The organism is Pseudomonas bharatica CSV86 (assembly GCF_000319305.2).
In the GTDB taxonomy this organism is placed as follows: domain Bacteria; phylum Pseudomonadota; class Gammaproteobacteria; order Pseudomonadales; family Pseudomonadaceae; genus Aquipseudomonas; species Aquipseudomonas bharatica.
The window spans coordinates 300,447-321,631 of sequence record NZ_AMWJ02000007.1 but is presented as its reverse complement, the minus strand read 5'-3'; the positions used below and the strand labels follow the sequence as shown (position 1 = coordinate 321,631).

General features: G+C 60.3%; 20 protein-coding genes and 7 pseudogenes. 22 read left to right on the top strand and 5 right to left on the bottom strand.

Features of this window, described 5'->3' with window-relative positions; translation table 11 throughout:
- The 17 genes and pseudogenes from rplE to bfr all read left to right on the top strand — a co-directional run.
- Window positions 1-481: pseudogene (gene rplE / locus CSV86_RS31080) on the top strand (50S ribosomal protein L5); the annotation flags it as partial.
- Between the two features lie 14 nt (window positions 482-495).
- A pseudogene (rpsN, locus tag CSV86_RS31075) lies at window positions 496-849 on the top strand (30S ribosomal protein S14).
- A gap of 155 nt (window positions 850-1,004) precedes the next feature.
- Complete coding sequence (gene rpsH, locus CSV86_RS33730) at window positions 1,005-1,190, top strand: 30S ribosomal protein S8 (RefSeq protein ID WP_376699789.1); 186 nt, start codon at window positions 1,005-1,007, stop codon at window positions 1,188-1,190.
- Window positions 1,186-1,425 carry a 30S ribosomal protein S8 gene (gene rpsH / locus CSV86_RS33725; RefSeq protein ID WP_376699790.1) on the top strand — a complete coding sequence of 80 codons (240 nt, stop codon included), beginning with the start codon at window positions 1,186-1,188 and terminating at the stop codon, window positions 1,423-1,425. Before rpsH (CSV86_RS33730) ends, rpsH (CSV86_RS33725) begins: the two co-directional genes overlap by 5 nt.
- Window positions 1,409-1,941, top strand: a pseudogene (gene rplF, locus CSV86_RS31065) (50S ribosomal protein L6). Before rpsH (CSV86_RS33725) ends, rplF begins: the two are co-directional and overlap by 17 nt.
- Before the next feature lie 3 nt (window positions 1,942-1,944).
- Window positions 1,945-2,301, top strand: coding sequence for a 50S ribosomal protein L18 (rplR, locus tag CSV86_RS31060; RefSeq protein WP_170395339.1), 357 nt, complete (start codon window positions 1,945-1,947; stop codon window positions 2,299-2,301).
- 3 nt (window positions 2,302-2,304) lie between these two features.
- Entirely contained in the window at window positions 2,305-2,805 is a 501-nt protein-coding gene (rpsE, locus tag CSV86_RS31055) for a 30S ribosomal protein S5 (RefSeq protein ID WP_009397494.1), read from the top strand.
- 2 nt (window positions 2,806-2,807) lie between these two features.
- A complete protein-coding gene (rpmD, locus tag CSV86_RS31050; protein ID WP_009397493.1) occupies window positions 2,808-2,984 on the top strand; it encodes a 50S ribosomal protein L30 in 177 nt (58 codons plus the stop codon).
- 3 nt (window positions 2,985-2,987) lie between these two features.
- Window positions 2,988-3,422: a 50S ribosomal protein L15 gene (rplO, locus tag CSV86_RS31045; protein WP_009397491.1), complete on the top strand. Its 435-nt coding sequence runs from the start codon at window positions 2,988-2,990 to the stop codon at window positions 3,420-3,422.
- Window positions 3,423-4,753: pseudogene (gene secY, locus CSV86_RS31040) on the top strand (preprotein translocase subunit SecY). It begins immediately after the preceding gene.
- Between the two features lie 26 nt (window positions 4,754-4,779).
- Complete coding sequence (gene rpmJ, locus CSV86_RS31035) at window positions 4,780-4,896, top strand: 50S ribosomal protein L36 (RefSeq protein ID WP_002555468.1); 117 nt, start codon at window positions 4,780-4,782, stop codon at window positions 4,894-4,896.
- 131 nt (window positions 4,897-5,027) lie between these two features.
- Window positions 5,028-5,384, top strand: a complete 357-nt coding sequence (gene rpsM / locus CSV86_RS31030) for a 30S ribosomal protein S13 (protein WP_009397487.1) — start codon at window positions 5,028-5,030, stop codon at window positions 5,382-5,384.
- Between the two features lie 30 nt (window positions 5,385-5,414).
- Window positions 5,415-5,803, top strand: a pseudogene (gene rpsK, locus CSV86_RS31025) (30S ribosomal protein S11).
- Between the two features lie 15 nt (window positions 5,804-5,818).
- Complete coding sequence (rpsD, locus tag CSV86_RS31020) at window positions 5,819-6,439, top strand: 30S ribosomal protein S4 (RefSeq protein WP_009397470.1); 621 nt, start codon at window positions 5,819-5,821, stop codon at window positions 6,437-6,439.
- Between the two features lie 22 nt (window positions 6,440-6,461).
- The gene (locus tag CSV86_RS31015; RefSeq protein ID WP_003186012.1) at window positions 6,462-7,463 is read left to right on the top strand and encodes a DNA-directed RNA polymerase subunit alpha; all 1,002 of its coding nucleotides are present in this window, start codon (window positions 6,462-6,464) and stop codon (window positions 7,461-7,463) included.
- Between the two features lie 42 nt (window positions 7,464-7,505).
- Window positions 7,506-7,892 (top strand): 50S ribosomal protein L17, encoded by a 387-nt coding sequence (gene rplQ, locus CSV86_RS31010; RefSeq protein ID WP_009397469.1) that lies wholly within the window; start codon window positions 7,506-7,508, stop codon window positions 7,890-7,892.
- A gap of 243 nt (window positions 7,893-8,135) precedes the next feature.
- A pseudogene (gene bfr / locus CSV86_RS31005) lies at window positions 8,136-8,599 on the top strand (bacterioferritin).
- Window positions 8,600-8,664: 65 nt separating this feature from the next.
- On the opposite strand, the pseudogene uvrA reads toward bfr, so the two are convergent.
- Window positions 8,665-11,497 (bottom strand): annotated as a pseudogene (uvrA, locus tag CSV86_RS31000) (excinuclease ABC subunit UvrA).
- Between the two features lie 129 nt (window positions 11,498-11,626).
- On the opposite strand from uvrA, the gene CSV86_RS30995 reads away from it, so the two are divergent.
- Complete coding sequence (locus CSV86_RS30995; RefSeq protein ID WP_009397466.1) at window positions 11,627-13,021, top strand: MFS transporter; 1,395 nt, start codon at window positions 11,627-11,629, stop codon at window positions 13,019-13,021.
- 9 nt (window positions 13,022-13,030) lie between these two features.
- Window positions 13,031-13,546 (top strand): single-stranded DNA-binding protein, encoded by a 516-nt coding sequence (locus CSV86_RS30990; RefSeq protein WP_009397464.1) that lies wholly within the window; start codon window positions 13,031-13,033, stop codon window positions 13,544-13,546.
- 154 nt (window positions 13,547-13,700) lie between these two features.
- On the opposite strand, the gene CSV86_RS30985 is transcribed toward CSV86_RS30990, so the two are convergent.
- Window positions 13,701-14,690, bottom strand: coding sequence for an asparaginase (locus CSV86_RS30985; RefSeq protein ID WP_009397463.1), 990 nt, complete (start codon window positions 14,688-14,690; stop codon window positions 13,701-13,703).
- 94 nt (window positions 14,691-14,784) lie between these two features.
- Entirely contained in the window at window positions 14,785-16,227 is a 1,443-nt protein-coding gene (locus CSV86_RS30980; RefSeq protein ID WP_009397462.1) for an alanine/glycine:cation symporter family protein, read from the bottom strand.
- Between the two features lie 178 nt (window positions 16,228-16,405).
- On the opposite strand from CSV86_RS30980, the gene CSV86_RS30975 reads away from it, so the two are divergent.
- Window positions 16,406-17,224: a helix-turn-helix domain-containing protein gene (locus CSV86_RS30975; protein ID WP_009397461.1), complete on the top strand. Its 819-nt coding sequence runs from the start codon at window positions 16,406-16,408 to the stop codon at window positions 17,222-17,224.
- 1 nt (window position 17,225) lies between these two features.
- Here the strand turns inward: CSV86_RS30975 and CSV86_RS30970 are convergent, their stop codons facing one another.
- Window positions 17,226-18,023 carry a TSUP family transporter gene (locus CSV86_RS30970; RefSeq protein ID WP_009397460.1) on the bottom strand — a complete coding sequence of 266 codons (798 nt, stop codon included), beginning with the start codon at window positions 18,021-18,023 and terminating at the stop codon, window positions 17,226-17,228.
- 21 nt (window positions 18,024-18,044) lie between these two features.
- Window positions 18,045-19,088 (bottom strand): TauD/TfdA family dioxygenase, encoded by a 1,044-nt coding sequence (locus tag CSV86_RS30965; protein WP_009397459.1) that lies wholly within the window; start codon window positions 19,086-19,088, stop codon window positions 18,045-18,047.
- A gap of 290 nt (window positions 19,089-19,378) precedes the next feature.
- Here CSV86_RS30965 and CSV86_RS30960 point away from each other — a divergent pair, with 290 nt between their 5' ends.
- Together CSV86_RS30960 and CSV86_RS30955 are read left to right on the top strand one after the other, a co-directional pair.
- On the top strand, window positions 19,379-20,263 hold the full coding sequence (locus CSV86_RS30960) for a sugar nucleotide-binding protein (RefSeq protein WP_037059704.1): 885 nt from the start codon (window positions 19,379-19,381) through the stop codon (window positions 20,261-20,263).
- Window positions 20,256-21,185 (top strand): NAD-dependent epimerase/dehydratase family protein, encoded by a 930-nt coding sequence (locus tag CSV86_RS30955; RefSeq protein WP_009397455.1) that lies wholly within the window; start codon window positions 20,256-20,258, stop codon window positions 21,183-21,185. The genes CSV86_RS30960 and CSV86_RS30955 overlap by 8 nt, the downstream gene beginning before the upstream one ends.

The window sequence follows — 21,185 nt, the reverse complement described above, 5'->3', positions numbered from 1 at the left end:
AGAACTTAAGCTGGCGAACGTGATGGAAGTTTCGCGCGTTACCAAGATCACCCTGACATGGGTCTGGGCGAAGCGATCGGCGACAAAGAAGTCATCGAGCACGCTGTTGCCGACCTGGAAAAGATCACCGCCAGAAAGCTGTCGTGACCTTCGCCCGGAAATCCATCGCTGGCTTCAAAGTCCGCGAAGGCTGGCCGATCGGCGTCAAAGTCACCCTGCGCCGCGATCGTATGTACGAGTTCCTGGACCGCCTGCTGGCGATCTCCTGCCTCGGGTTCGCGACTTCCGCGGCCTGAATGCCAAGTCTTCGATGGTCGTGGCAACTACAGCATGGCGTGAAAGAAGCAGATCATCTTCCCGGAAATCGACTACGACAAGATTGATGCTCTCCGCGGTCTGGACATACCCTGACCACACTGCTCGTACGGATGATGAAGGTCGCGCTCTGCTGCGCGCTTTCAAATTCCCGTTCCGCAACTGATTGGAGTAGGAAAAATGGCCAAGAAGAGCATGAAAAACCGTGAGCTGAAGCGTCAGTTGACGGTCGCTATACGCCAAGAAGCGTGCTGAGCTGAAAGCAACCATCGTGAATCTGAACGCAAGTCCAGAGGAGCGTTTCGCTGCTGTCGTAGCTCTGCAGAAGCAACCACGTGACGCCAGCGCTGCGCGCCTGCGTAACCGTTGCCGCCTCACCGGTCGTCCACATGGCGTTTACCGCAAGTTCGGCCTCGCCGTAACATGCTGCGTCAAGCAGCAATGCGCGGTGACGTTCCAGGTCTGGTCAGGCCAGCTGGTAAGACGTACCGGCAGCGTCCTGGTGGCGGGGGAGCGATCTTCCGACACCGGTGATCTTGCATCGAAACAAGCCCCTTTTGGGGCTTGTTTCGTTTCAGGGATGTGTCTAGAATGACCGGCTCACCTGAGCCCGGGTTTTCTCGCGCGCCTCAAGGTGACAGTGAGTAGCCGAAAGGCTAATTTTTTTGTGTATCAGGAGCGTCTAGCCCATGAGTATGCAGGACCCGTTAGCGGACATGCTAACTCGCATCCGTAATGCCCAGATGGCTGAAAAGTCCGTCGTAAGCATGCCTTCTTCGACTCTGAAGGTTGCGGTCGCCAAAGTTCTGAAGGACGAAGGTTACATCGCTGGTTACCAGGTAACGCGCCGATGCCAAGCCATCGCTCTCCATTGAGCTGAAATACTTCGAAGGCCGTCCGGTCATCGAAGAAGTCAAGCGCGTAAGCCGTCCTGGCCTGCGCCAGTACAAGTCCGTCGATGAGCTGCCGAAAGTACGTGGCGGCCTGGGCGTGTCTATCGTCTCCACCAACAAAGGTGTGATGACCGATCGGCTGCGCGCGCTGCCGGTGTTGGCGGCGAAGTTCTCTGCACAGTGTTCTAAGGGGGATAAGCATGTCTCGCGTCGCTAAGAACCCCGTTAAGCTGCCAGCCGGTGTCGAAGTCAAATTCGCTGGCCAGCAGCTTTCGGTGAAGGGTGCCAAGGGCACTCTCGAACTGAATGTTCACTCGTCCGTAGAAGTGATCGAGGAAGCTGGTGAGCTGCGTTTCGCTGCTCGCAACGGCGATCAACAAACCCGCGCTATGGCCGGTACCACCCGCGCCCTGGTAAACAACATGGTCCAAGGCGTAAGCCAAGGCTTCGAGCGCAAGCTCCAGCTGGTCGGTGTTGGTTACAAGGCACAAGCCAAAGGCAACGTGCTGAACCTGGCGCTCGGCTTCTCGCATCCAGTGGATTACGAACTGCCAGCCGGTATCACCGCTGAAACTCCTAGCCAGACGACATCCTGATCAAGGGTATCGACAAGCAGCTGGTAGGTCAGGTGGCCGCTGAAATCCGCGACTTCCGTCCGCCAGAGCCTTACAAAGGCAAGGGTGTGCGTTACGCGGACGAAGTAGTCCGTCGTAAAGAAGCCAAGAAGAAGTAGGGCATAGCAAATGACGACAAAAAAGTTACTCGTCTGCGTCGCGCTCGCAAAGCACGCCTGAAAATGCACGAACTCGAAGTCGTGCGTCTGTGCGTGTTCCGCTCCTCGCAGCACATCTACGCCCAGGTCATTTCGGCCGACGGCAGCAAAGTCCTGGCCAGTGCCTCGACTTTGGACAAAGAACTGCGTGATGGCGCCACCGGCAACATCGACGCGGCCACTAAGGTTGGCAAGCTGGTAGCTGAGCGTGCGAAAGCCGCCGGTGTATCTCAAGTTGCCTTTGACCGTTCCGGCTTCAAGTACCATGGCCGCGTTAAAGCGCTGGCTGATGCTGCTCGTGAAGGCGGGCTGGAGTTCTAAGTTATGGCAAATAACGATCAAAAGCGCGACGAAGGCTACATCGAGAAGCTGGTTCAGGTTAACCGCGTTGCCAAGACCGTAAAAGGTGGCCGTATCTTCACCTTCACCGCGCTGACCGTGGTAGGTGATGGCAAGGGCCGTGTTGGCTTCGGCCGTGGCAAGTCGCGCGAAGTTCCAGCTGCGATCCAGAAAGCCATGGAAGCCGCTCGCCGCAACATGATTCAGGTCGACCTGGATGGCACTACCCTGCAGTACGCCACCAAGTCCGCCCATGGTGCGTCGAAGGTCTACATGCAGCCTGCTTCGGAAGGTACCGGCATCATCGCCGGTGGCGCAATGCGTGCCGTCCTGGAAGTTGCTGGCGTTCAGAACGTCCTGGCCAAGTGCTACGGCTCGACCAACCCTGTAAACGTGGTTTACGCCACCTTCAAGGGTCTGAAGGCTATGCAATCTCCTGAGTCCATTGCTGCCAAGCGCGGCAAGAGCGTTGAGGAGATCCTCTGATCATGGCTACCGTTAAAGTAACGCTGATCAAAAGCACCGCCGGCCGCCTGCCTAACCACAAACTGTGCGTTAAGGGTCTGGGTCTGCGTCGCATCGGTCACACTGTAGAAGTCCAGGATACTCCCGAGAACCGCGGGATGATCAACAAGGCTTACTACATGCTGCGCGTCGAGGGTTAATCGATGAAACTCAATGATCTGAGTCCAGCGCCGGGTTCCCGTCGCGAGAAGCATCGTCCGGGTCGTGGTATCGGTAGTGGTTTGGGCAAGACTGGTGGCCGCGGCCACAAAGGTCAGACCTCCCGCTCCGGTGGCACCATTGCTCCAGGCTTTGAAGGCGGTCAACAGCCGCTGCACCGTCGTCTGCCGAAGTTCGGCTTCGTTTCCCTGAAAGCCATGGACCGCGCGGAAGTGCGTCTGTCCGAGCTGGCCAAGGTGGAAGGCGACGTGATCACCGTTCAGTCCCTGAAGGACGCCAACGTGATTAACCAGAACGTACAGCGCGTGAAAATCATGCTGTCCGGCGAAGTTACTCGCGCGGTCACCATCAAGGGCATCGCAGCCACCAAGGGTGCGCGTGCGGCTATCGAAGCAGCTGGCGGCAAGTTCGAGGAATAAATGGCTAAGCAAGGTGCTCTCTCTTCGCTCGGCAAAGGCGGGATGTCTGAACTTTGGGCTCGTCTGCGTTTTCTGTTCCTGGCGATTATCGTCTATCGGATAGGTGCGCATATCCCAGTTCCAGGTGTTAACCCGGACCGGCTGGCGGAACTGTTTCGACAGAATGAGGGGACCATTCTTAGCTTGTTCAACATGTTTTCCGGCGGTGCGCTGGAGCGCATGAGCGTATTTGCACTGGGGATCATGCCGTACATTTCGGCGTCGATCATCATGCAGCTCATGACTGCTGTCAGCCCACAGCTGGAACAGTTGAAGAAGGAAGGTGAATCTGGCCGTCGCAAGATCAGCCAGTACACCCGCTACCTCACCGTTATCCTGGCGTTGGTCCAGGCCACTGGCATGTCCATTGGTCTGGCCGGTCAGGGCGTGGCGTTTTCTGCAGGCTTCGGCTTCCATTTCGTTGCGGTTTCCACTTTCGTGGCTGGCGCAATGTTCATGATGTGGCTGGGTGAGCAGATCACGGAGCGCGGTGTGGGCAACGGTATCTCGATGCTTATCTTCGCAGGTATCGTTGCCGGTCTTCCGAGAGCAATCGGGCAGTCTTTCGAGTCTGCACGTACGGGTGATATCAACATCTTCGCCCTGGTCGCTATCGGTCTGCTGGCAGTAGCGATTATCGGTTTCGTGGTCTTCATCGAGCGTGGTCAGCGTCGTATTGCTGTTCACTACGCCAAGCGTCAGCAGGGCCGAAAGGTCTTCGCTGCGCAGACGAGCCACTTGCCGCTGAAAGTGAACATGGCTGGTGTCATTCCGGCCATTTTCGCAAGCAGCATTCTGCTGTTTCCGGCTTCGCTGGGTTCCTGGTTCGGCCAGTCCGAAGGTTTGGGCTGGTTGCAGGATGTCGCGCAGTCGATCGCTCCTGGTCAGCCGTTGAACATTTTGCTGTTTAGTGCAGGGATCGTTTTCTTCTGCTTCTTCTACACAGCGCTGATGTTCAATCCGAAGGACGTAGCGGAAAACCTTAAGAAGTCCGGTGCCTTTATTCCGGGTATCCGTCCTGGTGAGCAGTCCGCACGCTACATTGATGGCGTTCTGACTCGTCTGACCATGTTCGGTGCTCTTTATATGACGGCCGTGTGCCTGCTGCCCCAGTTCCTGGTCGTGGCTGCAAACGTTCCGTTCTACCTTGGCGGGACCTCGTTGCTGATTGTGGTAGTGGTTGTGATGGACTTTATGTCCAAGTACAATCGCACCTCGTTTCGCACCAGTACGAATCCCTGATGAAGAAAGCCAACCTGAAAGGCTACGGTGGCAGCGGTCTGCTGCGCTGAAACCCCTAAGGTTCGAGGAGTTGGTGATGAAAGTTCGTGCATCGGTCAAAAAACTGTGCCGTAACTGCAAGATTATTCGCCGCGAAGGTGTGGTTCGAGTAATTTGCAGCGCGGAACCGCGTCACAAGCAGCGCCAAGGCTGAGTGTGATCTGTGCTTCAAACCCAGCAGCTAGTGTGCTGCTGGGTTGATTATTTGTTTCTACAGCGATATTATCTCGCGCCCTATTTCTTGGCTTCCGGGGCGTAGGTAGCTGTCAATTGGAGTCCCACTGAATGGCCCGTATTGCAGGCGTTAACATTCCAGATAACAAGCATACTGTTATCTCGCTGACCTACATCTATGGTGTCGGTCGCACTACTGCACAGAAAATCTGTGCAGATGCTGGTGTAAACCCAGCCGCTAAGATCAAGGATCTGAGCGACGAGCAGATTGAACAGCTGCGTGGCGAAGTCGCGAAGTTCACCACCGAAGGTGACCTGCGTCGTGACATCAACATGAAAATCAAGCGTTTGATGGACCTGGGCTGCTACCGCGGTCTGCGCCATCGTCGGGGTCTGCCAGTACGCGGTCAGCGTACCAAGACCAATGCACGTACCCGCAAGGGTCCGCGTAAGCCGATCCGCAAGTAATCGCACCAGCGAATCGACAGGAATTTAGACATGGCAAAACCTGCTGCTCGTCCTCGTAAAAAGTCAAAAAGACAGTGGTTGATGGCATCGCCCACATCCACGCGTCTTTCAACAACACCATCGTGACCATCACCGATCGTCAAGGTAACGCTCTGTCCTGGGCTACCTCCGGCGGTTCGGGTTTCCGTGGTTCCCGCAAATCGACCCCGTTCGCTGCTCAGGTAGCTGCTGAACGTGCAGGTCAAGCTGCGCTGGAATACGGCCTGAAGAACCTCGACGTCAACGTCAAGGGCCCAGGTCCGGGTCGTGAATCCGCTGTTCGTGCACTGAACGGCTGCGGCTACAAGATCGCCAGCATCACCGACGTGACGCCAATCCCGCACAACGGGTGCCGTCCGCCGAAGAAGCGTCGCGTGTAATCAGGAGACAGATAAATGGCACGTTACATTGGTCCAAAATGCAAACTGTCTCGTCGTGAAGGCACCGACCTGTTCCTGAAGAGCGGCGTTCGCGCTCTGGAATCGAAGTGCAACATCGAAGCAGCCCCAGGTATCCACGGCCAGCGCCGTGGCCGTCAGTCCGACTACGGCACCCAGCTGCGCGAGAAGCAAAAAGTCCGTCGTATCTATGGCGTTCTCGAGCGTCAATTCAGCGGTTACTACAAGCAGGCAGCGGCCAAGAAAGGCGCTACCGGCGAGAACCTGCTGCAACTGCTCGAATGCCGTCTGGATAACGTCGTATACCGTATGGGCTTCGGCGCTACCCGTGCTGAATCCCGCCAGCTGGTTTCGCACAAAGCGATCAGCATCAACGGCAAGACTGTAAACGTTCCGTCCTACCAAGTTCGTCCGGGTGACGTGGTCGCAGTTCGCGAGAAATCGGCGAACCAGCTGCGCATTGTTCAAGCCCTTGAACTGTGTGCTCAGCGTGGCCGCGTTGAGTGGGTTGACGTGGATGCTGCCAAGAAGTCGGGCGTTTTCAAGAACGTTCCTGCTCGCAGCGACCTGTCTGCCGACATCAACGAAAACCTGATTGTCGAGCTCTACTCCAAGTAAGGGCTAGAAAATAGGTGCATCCATGCAGATTTCGGTAAATGAGTTCCTGACGCCCCGCCATATCGATGTGCAGGTCGTCAGTCCAACCCGCGCTAAAATCACGCTCGAGCCTCTCGAGCGTGGTTTCGGCCATACCCTGGGCAACGCGCTGCGCCGCATCCTGTTGTCCTCCATGCCTGGCTGTGCAGTAGTCGAGGCCGAGATCGATGGCGTACTCCACGAGTATTCCGCGATCGAAGGTGTACAGGAAGACGTCATTGAAATCCTGTTGAACCTGAAAGGCCTGGCTATCAAACTGCACGGTCGTGACGAAGTTACGCTGACCTTGTCGAAGAAGGGTTCGGGGGTGGTTACCGCTGCCGATATTCAGCTGGATCATGATGTCGAGATCGTTAATCCCGATCACGTAATCGCTAACCTGGCGTCCAACGGCGCCCTGAACATGAAGCTCACCGTAGCTCGTGGTCGTGGTTATGAGCCGGCCGATTCGCGTCAGAGCGATGAGGATGAAAGCCGCAGCATCGGTCGCTTGCAGCTCGATTCCTCGTTCAGCCCGGTTCGCCGTATCGCATACGTGGTGGAAAACGCCCGTGTCGAGCAGCGTACCAACCTGGACAAGCTGGTTATTGATCTGGAAACCAACGGTACCCTGGATCCTGAAGAGGCAATCCGTCGTGCTGCAACCATTCTGCAACAGCAGCTGGCTGCATTCGTCGACCTCAAAGGTGACAGCGAGCCCGTGGTAGTCGAGCAGGAAGACGAGATCGATCCGATCCTGCTTCGTCCGGTTGACGATCTGGAATTGACCGTACGTTCGGCCAACTGCCTGAAGGCGGAGAACATCTACTACATCGGCGATCTGATTCAGCGCACCGAAGTAGAGCTGTTGAAGACTCCGAACCTCGGCAAGAAGTCCCTGACTGAAATCAAGGACGTTCTGGCTTCCCGTGGTCTGTCCCTCGGCATGCGCCTCGACAACTGGCCGCCTGCAAGTCTTAAGAAAGACGACAAGGCGACTGCCTGATCGTCGTAATCACCGAACGTAGTGTTTGGTAAGGAATGAATCATGCGTCATCGTAAAAGTGGACGTCACCTGAGCCGTACCAGCTCTCACCGCAAGGCCATGTTCCAGAACATGGCGGTGTCGCTGATCGAGCACGAGCTGATCAAGACCACCCTGCCAAAAGCCAAGGAGCTGCGTCGCGTTGCCGAGCCGCTGATCACCCTGGCTAAAGAAGACAGCGTTGCTAACCGTCGTCTGGCTTTCGACCGTACCCGTTCGAAAGAAGCCGTTGGTAAGCTGTTCAACGATCTGGGCAAGCGCTATGCCACCCGTCAGGGCGGCTACCTGCGTATCCTCAAGTGCGGTTTCCGCGCTGGCGATAACGCACCTATGGCGTACGTCGAGCTGGTTGATCGTCCAGTCGGTGGCTCGGTAGAAGCCGCTGAGTAAGACGAACAGTCTTCTACAAGAAACCGGGCCTAGTGCTCGGTTTTTTGTTTTCAGCATTTCGAGAATGAAAAGCACTCTTGCGGCAAAGTCGAAATGATAAGAAGAACTCGCCTCATTTGGCGGGTATTTCAATGAAAATCACTACTGTTCACCGGCTTTTTTACGTATTTTTGCGCATTTTCCAGTGACCTGCCGGTCATCCTGGTTCACACTATCGACTTTCAAACAGGGAGATGCGGGACGATGCAAGGTCACCCGGACGTAATCGACTACCTCAACACGTTGCTGACGGGCGAACTGGCGGCACGCGATCAATACTTCATCCACTCGCGCATGTACGAGGACTGGGGCTTCAGCAAGCTCTACGAGCGTATCAATCACGAGATGGAAGAAGAGGCACAACATGCCGATGCCCTGATCCGACGCATCCTCATGCTCGAAGGCACTCCGCGCATGCGTCCTGATGATCTGGATGTCGGTACCAGCGTACCGGACATGATCGCCGCTGACCTGCGCCTGGAATACAAAGTTCGGGCCGCGCTGTGCAAAGGCATCGAACTGTGCGAACTGCACAATGACTACATCAGCCGCGATATCCTGCGCCAGCAATTGGCCGATACGAGGAAGATCACACCTACTGGCTGGAAAAGCAGCAAGGCCTGATCAAGTCCCTGGGCCTGGAAAACTACCTGCAATCGCAGATGTAATTCCCGGCGCAAATGAAAAGCCCCTGTCGCTCAACACGACAGGGGCTTTTTCGTAGGTGTTGCACTCAGGCGCGGTCGCGTTCCAGCAACGGCTTGAGATAGTGCCCGGTGTGGGACTGTTCCATCTTCGCCAACTCCTCCGGCGTGCCGCAAGCGATGATCTGGCCGCCCTTGGAGCCACCCTCGGGACCCAGGTCTACAAGCCAGTCGGCGGTCTTGATCACGTCCAGGTTGTGTTCGATCACCACTACGGTGTTGCCGTGGTCGCGCAGACGGTGCAGCACGTCCAGCAATTGCTGGATATCCGCGAAGTGCAGGCCGGTGGTCGGCTCGTCGAGGATATACAGGGTTTTGCCGGTATCACGCTTGGACAGCTCGCGGGACAACTTGACCCGCTGCGCCTCGCCCCCGGACAGGGTGGTGGCCGACTGCCCGAGCTTGATGTAGGAAAGCCCGACGTCCATGAGCGTTTGCAGCTTGCGCGCCAGCGCCGGCACCGCATCGAAGAACTCCCGTGCTTCCTCGATGGTCATCTCGAGCACTTCATGGATGTTCTTGCCCTTGTACTTGATCTCAAGGGTTTCGCGGTTGTAGCGCTTGCTCTTGCAGACATCGCAAGGAACATAGATGTCCGGCAGGAAGTGCATCTCCACCTTGATCAAGCCATCGCCCTGGCACGCCTCGCAGCGGCCGCCCTTCACGTTGAAGGAAAAGCGTCCCGGACCGTAGCCTCGAGAGCGAGACTCCGGCACTCCGGAAAACAATTCGCGGATTGGGGTGAACAATCCCGTATAGGTCGCCGGTTGGAACGAGGAGTACGACCGATCGGGCTCTGGTCGATATCCACCACCTTGTCCAGGTGCTGCAGGCCGTCACAGCTGTCATGAGCGGCCGCCTCCAGCGTGGACGCCCCGTTGAGGACAGTCGCGGCCAGGGGGAACAGCGTGTTGTTGATCAAGGTCGATTTGCCCGAGCCGGAAACGCCCGTGACACAGGTCAGCAGGCCGATCGGGATCTCCAGGTTGACGTTCTGCAGGTTGTTGCCCCGCGCGCCCTTGAGCTTGATCGACAGCTTCTTGTTGCGTGGTGTGCGCTTGGCCGGAACGAGGATCTTCTTGCGACCGGACAGGTACATGCCGGTCACCGAATCAGGATGAGCCATGACCTCGTCCGGAGTGCCTTCGGCCACGATCTGCCCACCATGCACACCGGCACCCGGCCGATGTCCACCACATAGTCGGCCAGACGGATCGCGTCTTCGTCATGTTCCACCACGATCACCGTGTTGCCGATATCGCGCAGGTGGTTGAGGGTTGCCAGCAGGCGGTCGTTATCGCGCTGGTGAAGGCCGATGGAAGGCTCGTCGAGGATGTACATCACCCCGACCAGACCGGCGCCGATCTGGCTGGCAAGGCGGATGCGCTGGGCTTCGCCACCGGACAGGGTGTCGGCACTACGGTCGAGGGTCAGATAATCGAGTCCGACGTTCACCAGGAACTGCAGGCGTTCGCAGATTTCCTTGAGAATCTTGTCAGCGATTTCTCCGCGGCGACCGGTCAGTTTCAATCCGCCAAAGTAATCGCTGGCCTCGCCGATCGGCAGACCGGTGACTGCCGGCAAGGTCTTTTCACCAACCCACACATGCCGGGCCTCACGGCGCAGGCGGGTGCCACGGCAATCCGGGCAGGGCTGGGTGCTGAGGAACTTGGCCAGTTCCTCGCGAACGGTGGCGGACTCGGTTTCGCGGTAGCGCCGCTCCAGGTTCGGCACGATGCCTTCGAAGGGGTGCGAGCGCTTGACGATATCGCCGCGATCGTTGAGGTACTTGAAGTCCACGTTCTGGCTGCCGCTACCGTGCAGGATGGTCTTCTGCTGGTCCGCAGGCAGCTCTGCGAAGGGCTTTTCCAGGCTGAAACCGAAGTGCGCGGTCAGCGACCCGAGCATCTGGAAATAATAGACATTGCGTCGATCCCAGCCACGGATGGCACCTTCCGCCAAGGTCAGCTCGGCATTGACCAGGCGCTTGACGTCGAAGAACTGCTTGACCCCCAGACCGTCGCAGGTCGGGCAAGCACCGGCCGGGTTGTTGAAGGAGAACAGCTTGGGCTCCAGCTCGCTGATGGCGTGGCCGCAGATCGGGCAGGCGAAACGTGCGGAGAAAATCATTTCCTCGCCAGGCTCGTCGTCCATCGGCGCGACCAGGGCGATACCGTCTGCCAGGTTCAGCGCGGTCTCGAAGGACTCGGCCAGGCGCTGCTGCAGATCGGCACGGACCTTGAACCGATCCACCACCACATCGATGCTGTGCTTTTTCTGTTTGTCGAGCTTGGGCAATTCATCCAGCTCGAACAGCTTGCCGTTGACCCGCGCACGCACGAAGCCCTGGGCGCGCAGTTCCTCGAAGACCGCCAGGTGTTCGCCCTTGCGCTCGCGTACCACCGGCGCCAGCAGCATCAGCTTGCTGCCTTCGGGCTGGGCCAGGACCAGGTCGACCATCTGGCTGACGGTCTGGGCCTCCAGCGGAATATCGTGATCCGGGCAGCGTGGCGTGCCTACGCGGGCGTAGAGCAGGCGCAGGTAATCGTAGATCTCGGTGATGGTGCCGACGGTGGAGCGCGGGTTGTGGGAGGTGGATTTCTGCTCGATGGAAATCGCTGGCGACAGGCCCTCGATGGTATCCACGTCGGGCTTTTCCATCATCGACAGGAACTGCCGGGCGTACGCCGACAGCGACTCCACATAGCGCCGCTGGCCTTCGGCATAGAGCGTATCGAAAGCCAGGGACGACTTGCCGGAACCGGACAGCCCGGTAATCACGATCAGCTTGTCGCGAGGCAGAGTCAGGTCGATGTTTTTCAGGTTGTGGGTGCGAGCCCCACGAATCAGGATCTTGTCCACTACGGCCTCGCTTGGCGGGCATAAACGCAGAAGTATACGGGGCGTGGCCATTACGCGGCAAAGCGTCGCGTAGATGCCGTTAACCGATGGGACTGGTAGAATCGCCGCCGGTTCACACGAGGTATATCCATGCACGATCCCCACAGCGAACGCATGAGCGGCAGCGAAACCCGCGCCGCAGGCGGCCTGGCCCTGGTGTTCGCCTTCCGTATGCTGGGCATGTTCATGGTCCTGCCGGTGCTGGCGACCTATGGCATGGACCTGGCCGGTGCCACGCCGGCCCTGATTGGCCTGGCGATCGGCGCCTACGGCCTGACCCAGGCGGTCCTGCAGATTCCTTTCGGGATCATCTCCGACCGCATAGGCCGACGCCCGGTGATCTATCTCGGACTGGTGGTCTTTGCGCTGGGGAGTGTGCTGGCGGCCCAGGCCGATTCGATCTGGGGCGTGATCGCCGGACGCATCCTGCAAGGTGCCGGGGCGATCTCCGCGGCGGTGATGGCGCTTCTGTCGGACCTGACCCGCGAGCAGCATCGGACCAAGGCCATGGCCATGATCGGCATGAGCATCGGTCTTTCGTTCGCCGTGGCGATGGTCGTCGGGCCGTTGCTGACCCGCGCGTTCGGTCTTTCGGGGCTGTTCCTGGCGACGGCGGCGATGGCACTGGTCGGGATTGCCTTGATCGCCTTCGTTGTTCCGACGTCCAACACCCAGCTGCATCATCGCGAGTCCGGTGTAGCCAGGCAGGCGCTTGGTCCGACGCTGCGCCATCCTGATCTGCTGCGCCTGGATGTGGGTATCTTCGTCCTGCACGCAATCCTCATGGCCAGCTTCGTCGCGCTGCCGCTGGCGTTCGTCGAGCGTGGCGGGCTGCCCAAGGAACAACACTGGTGGGTGTACCTGACGGCATTGCTGATTTCATTCTTCGCAATGATTCCGTTCATTATCTATGGTGAAAAAAAGCGCAAGATGAAACGCGTCCTGCTGGGCGCGGTCAGTGTCTTGCTCCTGACGGAGCTGTTTTTCTGGGAGTTGGGGAACAGCCTGTCGGCGCTGGTGATCGGAACCGTCATCTTCTTCACCGCCTTCAACCTGCTGGAAGCGTCGCTGCCTTCGTTGATCAGCAAGGTGTCGCCCGCTGGCGGCAAGGGCACGGCGATGGGGGTCTACTCCACCAGCCAGTTCCTCGGGGCGGCGCTGGGCGGGATTCTCGGTGGATGGCTGTTCCAGCATGGTGGGTTGGCAACCGTATTCCTGGGGTGTGCAGCTTTGTGCGCGATCTGGCTCGTGGTTGCTGTTACCATGAACGAACCACCTTATGTAACGAGCCTGCGCATGCCGTTGTCGCCCGAGGCGCTGCGCGAAGCGGGCTTGTCCGAGCGCCTGAAGGCCGTGCCGGGTGTGACCGACGCAGTGGTGGTCGCTGATGAAGCTGCCATCTACATCAAACTTGATACACAAATTTTGGATCGCTCGACCCTGGAACGCCTGGTCAATCCGGCGTCCGCGGCGAGTGAAGCCTAGGAGAACGTTATGGCCCGTGGGGTTAACAAAGTTATTTTGGTCGGCACCTGTGGCCAGGATCCTGAAGTTCGCTACCTGCCGAACGGTAACGCAGTCACCAACCTGAGCCTGGCTACCAGCGAGCAGTGGACCGACAAGCAGACCGGTCAGAAGGTCGAGCGCACCGAATGGCATCGCGTCTCGATGTTCGGCAAGGTCGCCGAGATCGCTGGCGAGTACCTGCGCAAGGGTTCCCAGGTCTACATCGAAGGCAAGCTGCAGACTCGCGAGTGGGAAAAAGACGGCATCAAGCGCTATACCACCGAAATCATCGTCGACATGCAGGGCACCATGCAGCTGCTTGGCGGTCGTCCGCAGAACCAGGACGGTGGTGCCCCGCGTGACAACTACAACCAGGCGCCGCAGCAGGCTCCACGCCAGCAGGCCCAGCGTCCGCAACAGGCTCCGCAGCGTCCTGCTCCTCAGCAGCCAGCGCCGCAGCCGGCCCCGGATTTCGACAGCTTCGATGATGATATTCCGTTCTGATTCGCTACTGCCGCGTCAGTAAATGAAGAAGGCCCAGTCTCCTGAGGAGACTGGGCCTTCTTCATTTCAGCCTGGAAATTGCTTTGTCTTTGAGGGCCTCATCGCTGGCAAGCCAGCTCCCACAGGTCCAGCGGTGCAGCGATGAGGCCCTGCGTTAAGCCCGCTCCCCACACATATCCAGTGCAAACCAATGCCGCGCCGTCGCCAGGTCCAGCCCGGCCCCGAGCAGGCCGAACATCTTGCCCAGCGCCGCTTCCCGGGTCATGCCGCCGCCGGAGACCAGCCCGGTATCCCGCAGTCGGCTCCCGGCCTCATAGATATCGAACACTACGCTGCCTTCCATGCACTGGCTGATCGCCGCCACCAGCACTCCGCGCTGGCCCGCATCGCGCAAGGCGTCCAGCAGCGCCTCATCATCCGACGGTCCGGTGCCGCTGCCGTAACACTCCAGCAGCAGGCCCTTTATTCCAGTCTCCAGCAGCGCTCGCACATGGGCCGCCTGGATCCCCGGGTACATTGGCAGCACGGCCAGGTTCACCGGCGAGCGCGGTTGGCAGTAGCTGAGCGTGGTCGGCAATTCCGCCGCCCGTTCGCCTTCGCGATGACGGGGCAGGGCGGCGAATGCATCGAAGGCCTCGCTGCGCAGCTTGCTGGCGCGTACACCAGACATCAGCTTGCCAGCGAAGAACAACTGCACGCCGTTCTCCAGTCCTTGGCTGAACAACGCCAGCGCACCGGCGAGGTTGTCCCAGGCATCACTGTCCGGGGCGCCGGCAGGCAGCATCGAGCCGGTCAGCACTACCGGCACGTCCAGGCCCAGCAGCAGGAACGACAAGGCCGCTGCGCTGTAGGCCAGGGTGTCGGTGCCATGCAGCAACAGCACGCCATCGTGACCGTCTTGCTTCACCGCTTCGACGATGGCGTCGCGCATCGCCAGCCAGTTGCCCTGCTGCATGTTGGCGCTGTCGAGCAGCGGCGACATTTCCTGCAAGCGCCAGTCGGGGCGTGGCGCCTCGGGGTGAGCGTCCAGCCAGGCACGCATGCGCGCCTCGAAACCGCCCGCCGGGGCCAGCCCCTCGGGCGTTTGCAGCATGCCGATGGTGCCGCCGGTATAGAGGACGAGGAGATTCTTGACTGCGCGCATAAGGGGATTTCCAAAGCAAAAACAGAAAAATCGGGCAAAAAAAAGCCGCCCGCGAAGGGGCGGCTCTCTTTCTGAAGCGAGAAGCGGGTCGAACTTAGCGCTGGGTTTGCGCTGCGCCGGCAACGCTGCTGTCGGCGGCTTCAGCCTTGACACCTTCCGGCCAGGCGGCACGGTCCAGGTCCAGGTCGGCGAACTTGGCCGAGTCGAACACCGGCTGCGAGATACCAGCCTTGCGTTGCTCGTCGTAGTCGCGCATCACCCGCAGGCCGACCTTGAACAGCAGGGCCAGGGCCATCAGGTTGACGAAGGCCAGGCAGGTCATGGTGATGTCGGCGAAGGCGAACACGGTGCCCAGGTTCTGCACCGAACCCCAGACGATCAGCGCCAGGACCAGGGCGCGGTAGCCCATCAGTACCATGCGGTTACGGGTCAGGAACTGCAGGCTGTTTTCGCCCAGGTAGTAGTTGTAGAGGATGCAGGTGAAGACGAACAGCGACAGGGCGACGCTGACGAAGATGCGACCCCAGTCACCGACTACTGCGGCCAGGGAGTTCTGGGTCAGGACAATGCCGTCGCCTTCGAAGCCCGGCGTGTAGAAGCCCGACAGCAGGATCAGCAGTGCGGTGCAGGTGCAGATGACGAAGGTGTCGAGGAATACGCTGAATGCCTGCACAACGCCCTGGGCGCCCGGGTGCTTCACGGCGGCGACGGCGGCGACGTTAGGCGCGCTGCCCAGGCCGGCTTCGTTGGCGAATACGCCACGCTTCACGCCCATGACGATGGCGCTGCCCAGCAGGCCGGCGAAGGCTGGATCCAGGCCGAAGGCGCTTTTGAAGATGGTTTCGAGCATGGCCGGAACGTGGTCGATCTGGGTACCGATTACGTACAGGGTGACGCCGATGTAGGCCAGGGTCTTGATTGGAACCAGCAGGTCGGAAACTGCCGCGATGCGCTTGATGCCACCGACGAATACGATCGCCAGCAGGATGGCCAGGGCGATGCCGGTGTGGTTCGGCGCGAAGCCGAAGGCGTTTTGCAGCGAGTGGGTCACGGTGTAGGACTGCAGGCCATTGAAGGCGAAGCCGTAGGTGACCAGCAGCAGCAGGGAGAACACCACGGCCATGCCCTTCAGCTTCAGGCCATGCTGGATGTAGTACGCCGGACCGCCACGGTACAGGCCATCGCCATCGGCGCGCTTGTAGACCTGGGCCAGGGTACATTCGAAGAAGCTGCTGGACATGCCGACCAGGGCAGTGACCCACATCCAGAACACGGCGCCCGGGCCGCCCAGGGTCACGGCGATACCGACACCGGCGATGTTACCCGCACCGACCCGGCCGGCCAGGCTCAGCATCAATGCCTGGAAAGAGCTCAGCTGGCCAGCCTGGCCGCGCAACGATTCCTTGAATACACCGAACATGTGGCCGAAATGGCGGAACTGGACGAAACGGGAGCGGATGGTGAAATAGCTACCCAGTCCGACGATGAGCACGATGAGGAGTTTCCCCGAAAGGAAATCGTTGAGCGCTTCGAGCATGGAAGTGACCTCGGATTCTTATTCTTTGCATGAAAGACAGATAGGACGGCGTGCAAGCACCAGGTCCATGGCGCGCATGTTTGGCCATGACAACTACGGTTACAATTTCGCCACTTGCTCTGTTTTGGTGCGACTTGATGCTAAACTGGCGCCTGTTGCATCAGCCGGATCCGTTTCCATGAGTGAAAACCTCGGTATCAACCTCAAGTTGGCCTGCAGCCACTATCGCTCTATCTCGGAGGTTTGCCGCCAGCTCTCGATCAACCGGGCGCAATTCAACAAGTACCTCAGCGGGCAGAGCCAGCCGACGGCGTACAACCTCAAGCGCATTGGCGATTTCTTCGGGGTCGAGGATTACGAACTTGGCATGCCGCCGGAGCAGTTCGCCCGGCTGATCGGCGCGCGTGGCGCCACGGTGGCGAACCCCGTGCAGAACGATCCCTTGCTTGAGCTGCTGCGCCCGCTGCGCGAGCACGCCGGCAACCTGTCGCGCTACTGCGGGTACTACTTCGAATACTCCAACTGCATGTCGGTACCGGGCAGCATTCTGTTGTCCTTGGTGCATCTGTACGAAGACAATGGCAACTACCTTTTCGAGCGCCAGGAGCGTCAGGAGCGCTCCAGCAGTACCGACGTGCAGGCCGAGGATTGGGTGCGTTGCCGCTACCTGGGCGCGGCCTTCCAGTTGCAGGACCGGGTGTTCCTGATGGATTACGAGTCGCTCACCGTCAACGAGATGAGCCAGACTGTGCTGATCCCCAGTTTCAAGAGCCGGATCACCCGTCTCAACGGCCTCAAGACCGGGGTTTCCAGCGGTGATCGGCGCACCCCGGCCTGCACCCGGGTGGTCTGGGAATATCTCGGTCCGGAAATCAACCGCATTAATGCCTATCGCCAGGTGAAGCTGTATCGACCGGACGATCCGCGTATCGACGATGATGTGCGCGAGCGCCTCACCGCCGGGCCGATCCGCAACGGCCTGTTCGAGATCGAATGAATCAAGGCCACTCGTCTGCCACCCATTCCACCAGCGGATTGCCGACGTCCATCAGCAGCTTGGTTGCCATGACCGTGCACACGCACACCACCAGCGGGCGGATCAGGCGCGGGCCGAAATGCACGGCGCAGCGTGCCCCCAGTTGCGCGCCAAGCATGGCGCACAGGGCCATCACCAGTGCCAGGGGCCAGAGCAGCTTGCCGCTGGCAGCGAAGACCAGCAGGGCGCCGAGATTGCACGCGGCATTAAGCAGTTTGCTGTTACCGACCGAGCGGAGCATGCCCTGGCCCAGCAATAGCATGAACGCGAGCATGAAGAACGAACCGACCCCCGGGCCGAACACGCCGTCGTAGAACCCCAGCAGCGGCGCGATCAGCAGGCAGAACAGGCCCGGCGGTATCCGTGGCTTGCGCAGTTGCTGGTCGTCCAGGCGCGGACTGAAGGCGAAGTAAGCGGCCACCAGGATCAGCAGCACCGGCACCCCGGCCTGCAACAAGTCATGGGGGACCAGGCTGACCGACAGTGCACCGAGCGCACCACCGACGAACGCCATCAAGGCCATGGGCAGGCCGCTGTTCCAGTCCAGCATGCCGCGCCGGGCAAAGGCCCAGGTCGCCGAGACCGTGGCGCTGGCGGCCTGGAACTTGTTGGTGGCCAGCGCCGCCAGCGGATCGAGGCCGGCGATGAACAGCACCGGCAGGGTGATCAGCCCACCGCCTCCGGCGATGGCATCGAAGAACCCGGCCAGCAGCGCGACGGTGGCGAGTATCAGTAGCAGGGATAAATCGATTTCCAGCATTGAATGGTTACTCCAGGGCTATCAACCGCGCACCAGCAGCGGGTCTTGCTTGAGGATCAGCGGGCGGGCGAAGCGCGAATAACCGAACAGCCGTATCAGCAGGCGACGGTTGTCGCACAACGATTCGCGGCCATGCAGGGCGCGCGTGTTGTTGACCAGCAGCACGGTGTCCGGCTGCAGCACGAAATCCACCGGCCGGGTCTGTGCCAGGCGCGACTGGAAGGCGTCGAAGGCCCGGGCGGCGGCATCGCTGGCTTGCTCGTTGAGGGAAAAGCGGTAGGCGTTGTAGCGCACGCTAAAACCACCTTGCTCGTCGAAGTCGATGATGGAGGTGGCTGCGCCGCCAGCACCGTGACCATCGACGAAGCATTCGCTGCGGGTGAAGTCGAACGAGCGTGAACTCAACGCCAGCACATCAAGGCTGCCCAGCCCTTCGATCACGCTGCGCAGCGGGACGATGCGGGTTGGCTCGCCGGCCGGGTTCCAGCGGGCGCTGAGGACCAGGGCCGAAGGCGCCGGGGAGTGTCCGTCGCGGGCGACCACCGAGCAGTGATAGGGCGCCTCGGTGTGCGGGCCCAGGCGCAGGCCGGCGTGGGAACTGAGCTCCACCGGCTTGCGGCGGTCTTCATCGTGGCGCGGCAAGCGCCCGCCGCCCTTGAAGTTGCCGACCAGGCGCAGGTGCTTGCCATCGTTGTCGATATCGAACGCGAAGGCGCAATGGCGTACCAGTTCCAGCAGCACCTGGTTGCGCGAGCCCAGGTACAGGCAGGTGAAGTCCTGCTCCAGCGCCGCCAGTTCCGGCAGCCGCTCAGGCAGCGGGTCGTCCTTGGGCGCGCGCAAGCGGGCGAACAGCAAAGCGGCGAGCTTACCGTCGGCAAACAGGTTCACCGTGGCCTGCTGCACCGGTTGCAGGCTGGCTTCCAGCAAACGTGCCCACAAGCGCGCCTTGAGCGCGGCGCCTGGCGCCTGAGGGCCTCCGTGGCGGGCAAGGTCGAGGCTGGCCTTGTGCAGTTGGTCGAGCTGGTCGTTATCGAGGGTGAGGGTGGCGATTTCGCAGTCCTTCATGGGCAACCTTCCTTAGCAAATAGAGGATTCGGGGCGTCCTTGCCCCACGATGGCTCCTGACTGCGCAACAGGTAGCCGGCAAGGTAGATATTGAAGGTGGTTTTTTCGGTCGCCGAAGTCAGTTGGTTCTTTTGCCGGTGTAAGCGGATTCCTATTTGAGAGTGTGGGAAACCGCCCTGCTTGACCTGCGCGGCTAAACATTTCGTGGACTCGGGCGGTTGGACTTCCCTCGGCGGAAACCGCAAACTACGTGCTTGCCTTCAATCAACCTGAGCGGACCTGCTGAACCTATGCGAATGCGCCTGATGCTGTTGGGTGGTGGAAATGCCCTTGGGCAAGCGCTGATTCGTCTCGGGGCCGAGGAGGACATCGGCTTTCTCGCGCCACGCCCGCCCGAACAGGGCTGGGATGCTGCGAGCCTGACCCAGTTGCTCGATGACACCCGGCCCGACGCCCTGGTCAACCTGGCCTACTACTTCGACTGGTTCCAGGCCGAATCGGTCAGCGAGCAGCGCCTGGCCTCCCAGGAGCGCTCGGTAGAGCGGCTCGCCGAGCTGTGCCAGCACCACAACATCATTCTCGTTCAACCGTCCAGTTACCGGGTGTTCGATGGCTCGCGCGCGACGGCCTACAGCGAAAAGGACGAGCCGGTGCCCTTGGGCCTGCGTGGCCAGGCGCTGTGGCGCATCGAGCAGAGCGTGCGGGCCATCTGTCCGCAGCATGTACTGCTGCGCTTCGGCTGGGTGCTGGACGATAGCCCCGACGGTATCCTCGGGCGCTTCCTGACCCGGGCGGAAACTGCCAACGAGCTGTTCCTGGCCGACGATCGGCGGGGTAACCCGACCCCGGTGGACGATGCCGCCCGGGTCATTCTCTCGGTCCTCAAGCAACTGGATTGCGCCGCGCCGCTATGGGGTACCTACCACTACGCCGGCAACGAGGCGACCACGCCGCTGGCGCTGGGTCAGGCGATCCTCGGCGAAGCCTCGCAATTGCGCCAGCTCGCGGTCGAGGCCCCCACCGCCCAGGCCCACGCCGCGCGTCCCGATGCTGCCGAAGAACCGCAACACGCGGTGCTGGCCTGCAAGAAAATCCTTCACACCTTCGGCATCAAGCCGCGTGCCTGGCGCTCCGGCCTGCCGACCTTACTGGATCGATTCTATCGTCATGGCTGATGCCCCCATTCTGATTACCGGTGGCGCTGGCTTCATCGGTTCCCACCTGTGTGACGCCCTGCTGCAGAAGGGCCATTCGGTGCGTGTGCTGGATGACCTGTCCACCGGCAAGCGTGACAACCTGCAACTCGGCCACCCCGGGCTGCAACTGATCGAAGGCGACGTCGCCGATGCAGAGCTGGTCAAGCGCGCTGTCGAAGGCTGTCGGGCCGTGGTGCACCTGGCGGCGGTGGCCTCGGTACAGGCCTCGGTGGATGATCCGGTGAAGACCCACCAGAGCAATTTCATCGGCACGTTGAATGTCTGCGAGGCGATGCGCCTGGCCGGCGTCAAGCGCGTGCTGTTCGCTTCCAGCGCGGCGGTCTACGGCAACAATGGTGAAGGCGAGTCGATCAGCGAGGACATTGCCAAGGCACCGCTGACACCCTACGCCTCGGACAAGCTTGCCAGCGAGCAGTACCTGGATTTCTACCGTCGCCAGCATGGCCTGGAGCCCGTGGTATTCCGCTTCTTCAATATCTTCGGCCCGCGCCAGGATCCGTCCTCGCCTTACTCCGGGGTGATCAGCATCTTCTGCGAGCGCGCGCTGAGCGGCACGCCGATCACCGTGTTCGGCGATGGCGAGCAGACCCGGGATTTCCTCTATGTCTCCGACCTGGTCGCGGTGATGGTGCAAGCGCTGGAAATGCCACGGGTGGAAGAGGGGGCGGTGAATATCGGCCTGAACCAGGCGACGTCGTTGAACCAGTTGCTGGAGGCATTGCGCAGTGTGCTGGGAGACTTGCCGGCAGTGAGTTACGGGGTAGCGCGCAGCGGCGATATTCGCCACTCGCGGGCGGATAACCGCCGGCTGCTGGAGCGGTTCGGGTTGCCTGAGGTCACGCCATTGGCGGTGGGCCTGAGCCGACTGCTGGGCCGCTGA